This window comes from Streptomyces sp. NPDC046862 (genome assembly GCF_040704615.1).
Taxonomy (GTDB): domain Bacteria; phylum Actinomycetota; class Actinomycetes; order Streptomycetales; family Streptomycetaceae; genus Streptomyces.
In genome coordinates this window covers 33,973-42,106 of record NZ_JBEYXP010000079.1, presented here as the reverse complement: position 1 = coordinate 42,106, position 8,134 = coordinate 33,973, and the positions used below count along the sequence as shown (strand labels likewise).

8 protein-coding genes and 1 rRNA gene are annotated in these 8,134 nt (G+C 72.0%); 7 read left to right on the top strand and 2 right to left on the bottom strand.

Annotated elements, in window-relative coordinates; genetic code table 11:
- A 5S ribosomal RNA gene (gene rrf, locus AB0959_RS48830) occupies positions 1-95 on the top strand; the annotation flags it as partial.
- A gap of 118 nt (positions 96-213) precedes the next feature.
- Here rrf and AB0959_RS48825 read toward each other — a convergent pair.
- Positions 214-648, bottom strand: a complete 435-nt coding sequence (locus AB0959_RS48825; RefSeq protein ID WP_366833437.1) for a hypothetical protein — start codon at positions 646-648, stop codon at positions 214-216.
- Positions 649-673: 25 nt separating this feature from the next.
- Between AB0959_RS48825 and AB0959_RS48820 the strand changes: the two genes are divergently transcribed.
- Together AB0959_RS48820 and AB0959_RS48815 are read left to right on the top strand one after the other, a co-directional pair.
- Entirely contained in the window at positions 674-1,429 is a 756-nt protein-coding gene (locus tag AB0959_RS48820) for a hypothetical protein (protein WP_366833436.1), read from the top strand.
- Positions 1,366-2,133 carry a hypothetical protein gene (locus tag AB0959_RS48815; RefSeq protein ID WP_366833435.1) on the top strand — a complete coding sequence of 256 codons (768 nt, stop codon included), beginning with the start codon at positions 1,366-1,368 and terminating at the stop codon, positions 2,131-2,133. The genes AB0959_RS48820 and AB0959_RS48815 overlap by 64 nt, the downstream gene beginning before the upstream one ends.
- 101 nt (positions 2,134-2,234) lie before the next feature.
- Here AB0959_RS48815 and AB0959_RS48810 read toward each other — a convergent pair whose 3' ends face one another.
- Entirely contained in the window at positions 2,235-3,530 is a 1,296-nt protein-coding gene (locus AB0959_RS48810; protein WP_366833434.1) for a DUF1015 domain-containing protein, read from the bottom strand.
- Positions 3,531-3,637: 107 nt separating this feature from the next.
- Between AB0959_RS48810 and AB0959_RS48805 the strand changes: the two genes are divergently transcribed.
- The 4 genes from AB0959_RS48805 to AB0959_RS48790 all read left to right on the top strand — a co-directional run bounded on the left by AB0959_RS48805 (position 3,638) and on the right by AB0959_RS48790 (position 7,946).
- A complete protein-coding gene (locus tag AB0959_RS48805) occupies positions 3,638-4,666 on the top strand; it encodes an HAD hydrolase-like protein (RefSeq protein ID WP_366833433.1) in 1,029 nt (342 codons plus the stop codon).
- 228 nt (positions 4,667-4,894) lie between these two features.
- Complete coding sequence (locus tag AB0959_RS48800) at positions 4,895-5,938, top strand: iron chelate uptake ABC transporter family permease subunit (protein ID WP_366833432.1); 1,044 nt, start codon at positions 4,895-4,897, stop codon at positions 5,936-5,938.
- 5 nt (positions 5,939-5,943) lie between these two features.
- Entirely contained in the window at positions 5,944-7,068 is a 1,125-nt protein-coding gene (locus AB0959_RS48795) for an iron chelate uptake ABC transporter family permease subunit (protein ID WP_366833431.1), read from the top strand.
- Positions 7,065-7,946 (top strand): ABC transporter ATP-binding protein, encoded by an 882-nt coding sequence (locus AB0959_RS48790; protein WP_366833429.1) that lies wholly within the window; start codon positions 7,065-7,067, stop codon positions 7,944-7,946. The genes AB0959_RS48795 and AB0959_RS48790 overlap by 4 nt, the downstream gene beginning before the upstream one ends.
- The last annotated feature ends 188 nt before the right edge of the window (positions 7,947-8,134 follow it).

The window sequence follows — 8,134 nt, the reverse complement described above, 5'->3', positions numbered from 1 at the left end:
AAACGCCCGGTTACATTCCGAACCCGGAAGCTAAGCCTTACAGCGCCGATGGTACTGCAGGGGGGACCCTGTGGGAGAGTAGGACACCGCCGAACAATCTTTGACAGGACCCCTGGTCACCAGCGTTCAGCTGGGACCAGGGGTCCTTTTGTTTTGCCAGTGCGCGCCGGGTACCCGGCTGCGCGAGAATGACTGCGGTACCGAAGACAGGAGTCACCGATGTCCACCAACTCTCCCGACGAGCGACCGGAGCGCGATCAGCGCCGCCGGGACAGCGGTGACCGCGGTGAGCGTGGCGGGTACCGGGGCGGCCCTCGCGGTGACAACGACCGTGGTGGCCGTGGTGGTTATGACCGTGGTGAGCGCGGCGGGTTCCGTCGGGATGACCGGCGCGATGACCGTCGGGGTGACGATCGCGGTGACCGTCGGGGTGATGACCGTGGCGACCGTGGTGGCTTCCGTCGGGACGACAACCGTGGTGGTTACGGCCGGCGCGATGACCGTCGAGAGGGAGACCGAGGATCGCGTCCCGGGTTCCGCCGCGATGATCGGGGTGACCGTGGCGAGCGGTCCGAGCGGTCCGAGCGTGGAGGCTTTCGGCGCGACGAAGGCCGCGGTGGCTATGGTGGCGGCTACAGCGGTGGCCACGGAGGTCGCCGTGACGATCGTCGCGATGACCGGCGTGACGACCGTCGTGACGGTGAGCGGGGTGACCGGGGCGGCTTCCGCCGTGACGACCGTGATCGTGACCGTGGCTTCCGGCGTGACGAGCGTGGCGAGCGAAGTGAGCGCGGCGAGCGTGGCGGGTTCCGCCGCGATGACAGCCGTGGTGAGCGCGGTGGATTCCGCCCGCGTGACGATCGGCGCGATGACCGTCGGGATGACCGGCGCGACGACCGCAGGGACGATCGCAGGTTCGATCGGCGCGATGACCGTCGGGACGAGCGACGAGACGACCGGCGTGACGACCGTCGTGACGGTGAGCGGTCCGGGTTCCGGCGTGATGAGCGGGACGAGCGCGGGCAGCGGCGGGAGCGTCCGGACCGTGGTGGCTTCCGGCGGGACGACAGCCGTGGTGAGCGCGGCGGGTTCCGCGGCCGGGACGATCGGGAGCGCGGCGGGTTCCGCGGCCGGGACGATCGGGGACGTGATGACCGCGGGCGTGATGACCGTGGTCGTGGGCCCCGCCGGGACGACCGTGACCGGGGTGGTCGGCCGGCGCGGCCCGGTGGCTTCCGCGGACGGAGCGACGACCGGCGTGGTGGCGGGCGCTTCCGTGAGGAGCGGGAGAGGGAGCGGGACCGCGAGCCGATCAAGCGGCTGCCGATCCCCGAGGACGTCACCGGCGAGGAGATCGACAAGGACGTGCGGCAGGAACTCCAGAGCCTGCCCAAGACGCTTGCCGACGACGTCGCCAAGAACCTGGTGATGGTGGCCAAGCTCATCGACGAGGACCCCGAGGGCGCGTACGGCTACTCCAAGGTGGCCCTGCGGCTCGCCTCGCGCGTCGCCGCCGTACGGGAAGCGGCCGGCTTCGCCGCGTACGCGAACCAGAAGTACAGCGAGGCTCTCGGCGAGTTCCGGGCGGCGCGGCGCATGACCGGGAACATCGACCTGTGGCCGGTCATGGCCGACTGCGAGCGCGGTCTCGGGCGTCCCGAGAAGGCGCTGGACATGGCCGGGGCGCCCGAGGTGCACAAGCTGGACAAGGCAGGGCAGGTCGAGATGCGGCTCGTGGCCGCCGGCGCCCGGCGGGACATGGAGCAGCTCGACGCGGCCATCGTGACGCTGCAGAGCCCCGAGCTGGCCTCCAACTCCGTCCAGCCGTGGACCGCGCGGCTGCGGTACGCGTACGCCGACGCCTTGCTCGCGGCCGGACGTGAAGGCGAGGCGCGCGAGTGGTTCGCCAAGGCCGTTGAGGCCGACAAGGACGGCAGTACGGACGCCTCCGACCGGCTCGCGGAGATGGACGGCGTCGAGTTCGTCGACGCCCTCGACGAGAACGAGAACCAGGGCGAGGGCGAGAACCGGGGCGAGGGCGAGAACCGGGGCGTGGGCGCGGACGACGACAAGTTCGACCGTGAGCCCGAGGGCGCTCCCGCCGAGGGAGCCTCGGAGGACGACAAGAGCTGATGTGAGTGGCTGAAGGCTGAAGGGCGGGACCCGTGACGAACGGGTCCCGCCCTTTCGCGTTTCGGATCTCCGCAGGTCCCCTCAGGTCTCCTCGGACTTCCTCAGATCTCCAGCGCTCTCAGCACCAGCCCCGACGCCGGCTTGGGGCCGAATGACGTGGACTTGCGGGGCATGGTGACGCCCTGGCGGGCGAGGTCGCGGACCACCTCCTCGCGGACGGGGTGCATCAGGACCGCCGTGCCGCCGTCCTGCTCCGCCTTGGCGACGGTGGCCGCCGCGTCGTGGACGTACGCGATGTGCGCGGGGGAGTCCTCCGGGATGTGCCACACGTGGTCGAGGAGCGTGGCGTGCAGCACCGTCGCGTCCAGGGTGCGCCAGGCCGCCGGATGGCCGGCGGGGACCGTACGGTCCAGCAGGGCCGGGTCCGGGCGGTCCAGGAGGTGGAAGGCGCCGTCGCCGGCGAGGAGGAAGGCGTTGCCCCCGCGGGCCGCGTCGGCCAGGGCCGCGAGGGCCTCGGGGAGGGGGACGTCGAGGCGGCGTACGCGGAAGTGGTCCGCCACGGCGGACAGCGCTTCCGGCAGGGGGAGTTGGTGCAGGAGGCGGTGGATCGCCCGGACGCGGAGCGGGTAGCGGGCCGTGTCGACCAGGAGGACCAGGCCGTGGTCCCACGGGCTGGGGGAAGGGTGCTCCGCACGCAGGCGCAGGTAGGTGGCCCAGCGGTGGTGGCCGTCGGCGATGAGGGCCTGGTGGTGGGCGAGGTCCGACCGGATCTCGGTGAGGTCGGCCGGGTCCGTGACGGCCCACAGGCAGTGGCTGAAGCCGTCCTCCGTGGTGGTGGAGAGGAGCGGTGGGCGTTCGGCGGTGCGCTCGATGACGGCTCGTGTGCCGGTGGCCGAGCCGTTGCCGCGGTACGTCAGGAGCAGGGGTTCGAGGTTGGCGCGGGTGGCGCGCATCAGGGCCGCGCGGTCGTCTACCACGTGGGGCATGACGTCCTCGTGGGGCAGGACCACGCCGTCCGGTGGCTCCGACAGGCGGAGGGCGCCTATGACGCCGCGTTGCAGCATGCCGTCGCCGTCGCGTTGCTCGTACACGTACAGGCCGGGCTGCTCGTCCGCGACCAGGACTCCCTCGGAGAGCCAGTGGCACAGTGTGGCCGCCGCCTGGTCGTTGCGGGCCGTGGGCGTGGTGGCCTGGGGGAGGATCAGGCGGACGATGTTGTGCGGGTCGGCGGACTCCAGGTGGAGCAGACCGTCGGGGCGGACGACCACGTCGTACGGCGGGGACGTCACCGCGGCCAGGCTGCCGACCCGGTCGGGGGCGTAGCGGAGGCCCCGGAACGGGGACAGTTCGAGGCCGCTGCGCGCCGGGGTCTCCTTCGCGGGACCTGCATGGTTCATTGAGGCATCGTATGTGTGTCAGTGGGATGCGCGATGATCGGACGGAGAGATCGAGAGGTCGAGAGACCGAGAGATCGCCGAGCCGGTCCACCGAGGAGCGATGTGCAATGAGCCAGACCGTCAGGACGCTGCCCGAGGGGAGTGGGCGACCCCTGAGCGAGGCGTACGACACGGCGCTGCTCGATCTGGACGGCGTGGTGTACGCGGGCGGGAGCGCGATCGCGTACGCCGTCGAGTCGCTCGGGACGGCCCGTGCGGGTGGGATGCACCTCGCGTACGTCACGAACAACGCGCTGCGGACGCCCGACACGGTGGCCTCGCATCTCACGGAGCTGGGGATACCGGCCGAGGCCGGTGACGTCATCACCTCGGCGCAGGCCGTGGCCCGGCTCATCAGCGAGCAGGTGCCCTCCGGGGCGCGCGTGCTGGTGATCGGCGGGGAGGGGCTGCGGGTGGCGCTGCGGGAGCGGGGGCTGGAGCCCGTGGAGTCCGCCGACGATGATCCGGTGGCCGTGGTGCAGGGGTACGGCGGGCCCGAGCTGCCGTGGGGCCGGTTCGCCGAGGCCTGCTACGCCATCGCGCGCGGGGTGCCGTGGTTCGCGTCCAACACCGACCTCACGATCCCGAGTGCGCGCGGCATCGCGCCGGGGAACGGTGCGGCGGTGGAGGTCGTGAGGATCGCCACGGGCGCCGAACCGCAGGTGGCGGGCAAGCCGCTGCCTCCGATGCACCGGGAGACGATCCTGCGTACGGGCGCCGAGCGGCCGCTCGTGATCGGGGACCGGCTGGACACGGACATCGAGGGGGCCTTCAACGGCGAGGTCGACTCGCTGCTCGTGCTGACCGGGGTCACCGACGGCGCGCAGTTGCTGGCCGCTCCGCCGCGGCACCGGCCGACGTATGTGGACGCGGATCTGCGGGGGTTGCTCACCGGGCAGCCCGAGGTCGTCGGGGCGGGGGGCGGGTTCCGCTGCGGTGGCTGGACGGCGACGGCCGGGGCCGACCGGCTGGAGCTGGAGGGCGACGGCGAGGCGCTCGACGGGCTGCGTGCGCTGTGCGCGGCGGCGTGGACGGCGGCCGGGGAGGGGTCGTGCGGGCTGGACGGAGGGAAGGCGCTGGCGCGGCTGGGGTTGTGAGGGCAGGCGCCAGCGTTCTCTCGGCCGCCTCGTGCAGGAGCGCCTGAAGCCGCGTCAGGCGGTGACCGGCTTCGACGGCTCGTTCGCCGCCGCGAGTTGCTCGGTGGGGCGTGCGGGGTGCCTACGGCGGGCAGGCGGGCTCAGGTCGGCCTGCCGCGCGGCGATGGCTGTGGGGTTCGGCGTGGTACGGGATCGAGACCCTATGGGAGGGTAGGCTAACCTAACCAGGTGTTCGTCGACAGTCCTCCCGAGCAGCGCGCGGTGACCGCCGCGGCGCCCCCCAAACATCGGGCGACACGGACCGTGGGACTCCTCGTCTCCCTGGGAATCCTGGTCCTCGTCGCTCTGGCCAGCATCGCGATCGGTGCGAAAGAGCTCTCGCTGGAGCAGGTCTGGCACGGCCTGTTCGACGACTCGGGGACGTACGGCGACGTCGTGGTCGGAGAGCGGCTGTCCCGTACCGTCCTCGGTCTGCTGGCCGGGGCCGCGCTCGGTCTGTCCGGGGCCCTGCTCCAGGCGCTGACCCGCAATCCGCTGGCCGATCCCGGCCTGCTCGGCATCAACGCGGGCGCGTCCGCCGCGGTCGTCACCGCCATGACTTTCTTCGGCGTCACCTCGCTGAGCGGGTATGTGTGGTTCGCGTTCCTCGGCGCGGCCGGTGTCGGGGCGCTGGTCTGGTTCCTCGGCGGCAGCCGCGGGGCGACACCGGTGCGGCTCGCGCTCGCCGGTACCGCGATCACGGCGGCGCTCTACGGCTATCTCCAGGCCGTGATGATCATGGATGAGGCGGCGCTCGGCAAGATGCGCTTCTGGACCGTCGGTTCGCTGGCCTCGGCGACCGACTCGACCATCACACAGGTCCTGCCGTTCATCGGGGTCGGTCTGGTCCTCGCGCTGTTCCTGGCCCGGCCGCTGAACGCGGTGGCCATGGGCGACGACACCGCCCGCGCGCTCGGAGCCAACCTGGGCCGTACCCGCGCGCTGTCGATGGCCGCCGCCACCGTGCTGTGCGGGGCCGCGACCGCCGCCTGCGGGCCGATCGTGTTCGTGGGGCTGATGGTCCCGCACGTCGTACGGTCCTTCACCGGGCCCGACCTGCGCTGGATCCTGCCGTACGCCACGATCCTGTCGCCCGTGCTGCTGCTGGGCGCCGACGTCCTCGGACGGATGGTGGCGCGGCCGGCGGAGCTCCAGGTCGGCATCGTCACCGCGGTGCTCGGCGGCCCGGTCTTCATCTTTCTCGTACGGCGGCGGAGGACGGCACAGCTGTGAAGGTCATGAGCAAAACCGCCCCGCGCAGGGCCGCCCTGCGCAAGCCCGGCATACGCAGGCCCGGCGTGTCGGAGCCGGGCGCTCGCGGGCGCGTCCTCGGTACCCGTGCCGTCCGCACTCCGGGCGGACTCTCGGTGCGGGTCGACGTGCGGGCGTTCATCGTCGTGGGCGCGTTGCTGCTGGCCGCGCTCACCGCGAGCGTCGTCCTGGTCGGCACGGGCGACTTCCCGATCCCGGCCGCCGACGTCCTCAAGGCGCTGGTGGGCGACGGAAACCAGGGGCAGGAGTTCATCGTCAACGAACTGCGGCTGCCGCGTGTCCTGGTCGGGCTGCTGGTCGGTGCCGCGCTCGGGCTCGGCGGTGCGCTGTTCCAGTCCATCTCCCGCAATCCGCTGGGCAGTCCGGACGTGCTCGGTCTCGCGCAGGGCTCGACCGCCGGCGCGCTCGTCGTCATCGTGCTGTTCTCGGGCTCCGCGGGCCAGGTCACCGCCGGGGCGCTCGTCGGCGGGCTCGCGACAGGGCTGGCGATCTATCTGCTGGCCTGGAAGCGGGGCGTGCACGGGTACCGGCTGGTGCTGGTCGGCATCGGCGTGTCGGCGATCGTCACCGCGGTCAACGGCTATCTGATCACCAAGGCCGACCTCGTCGACGCGGCCCGCGCGGTGGTGTGGATGACCGGCTCCCTCAACGGCCGTGACTGGTCCCAGGTCTGGCCGCTGCTGTGGATGTGCGTCGTCCTCGTACCGCTGGTGCTGGCGAACGCGCGCGGGCTGCGGATGACGGAGATGGGCGACGACGTGTCGTACGCCCTCGGCGTGCGTGTCGAGCGCGTACGGCTGGTGCTGATGGTGTCGGCCGTGCTGCTCACCGCCGGGGCGACCGCCGCCGCGGGGCCGGTCGGCTTCGTCGCACTGACCGCACCGCAGCTCGCCCGGCGGCTGACCCGCTCTCCGGGGCCGAACCTCGTGGCGTCCATGTGCATGGGCGCGACCCTGCTGATCGCCGCGGACCTCGCCTCGCAGCGGGCCTTCGGGGCCGACCAGCTGCCCGTGGGCGTGGTGACCGGGGTCCTCGGCGGTGTCTATCTTCTGTGGCTGCTGGTCACCGAGCGGAAGGCCGGGCGGATATGAACAGGCCGCACTCGAGCGCGTCGGCGAACGAGAACATCGACAAGAGCACCACGAGGAGCACAGTGAACCGCCTGTCCGCCGAGAACGTCACCCTCGCCTATGACCAGCGGGTCATCGCCGAGCAGCTGTCGGTGGAGATCCCCGACAACTCGTTCACCGTGATCGTCGGACCCAACGCCTGCGGCAAGTCGACGCTGCTGCGTGCCCTTTCGCGGATGCTGAAGCCGTCGCAGGGCCGGGTGCTGCTGGACGGGAGCGTCATCCAGTCGATGCCCGCGAAGAAGGTCGCCCGGACGCTGGGGCTGCTGCCGCAGTCGTCCATCGCCCCCGACGGGATCACGGTCGGGGACCTGGTGGGACGCGGGCGGTACCCGCACCAGGGGCTGCTGCGGCAGTGGTCGGCCGAGGACGAGCGGGTCGTACGGGAGTCGATGGCGTCGACCGGGGTCGCCGAGCTCGCGGAGCGGTACGTCGACGAGCTCTCCGGCGGTCAGCGGCAGCGCGTGTGGATCGCCATGGCGCTCGCCCAGCAGACACCGCTGCTGCTCCTCGACGAGCCGACGACCTACCTCGACATCCAGCACCAGATCGACGTGCTCGACCTGTGCGCCGAGCTCCACGAGGAGCAGGGGCGGACGCTGGTGGCGGTGCTGCACGACCTCAACCACGCCGCCCGGTACGCCACCCACCTCATCGCCCTGCGTGGCGGCCAGGTGATCGCCGAAGGGGCGCCGACCGAGATCGTCACGGCCGAGCTGGTCGAGGAGGTCTTCGGGCTGCGCTGCCAGGTCATGGACGACCCGGAGACGGGGACGCCACTGGTGGTGCCGGCGGCCCGGAAGGCCCGCAGCCGGGTGGTGGCCACGGAGGCCTCTTGATTTTTGTCCGGCTGCCGCGGTGGTCTGCTGATCGTCCGATCTTCGGCTGAACGTCACCAGGTCTCCTGGTCCTGAGCCGGTCGCTGCCGTGGGCTGACGGCCTTCGGTCGGTCGCTGCCGGGGTCTGCTGGCCCTGGGGCGGGGTTGCCGGGGTCTGCTGGTCTGTGGCGGGTTGCCACGGAGGTTTC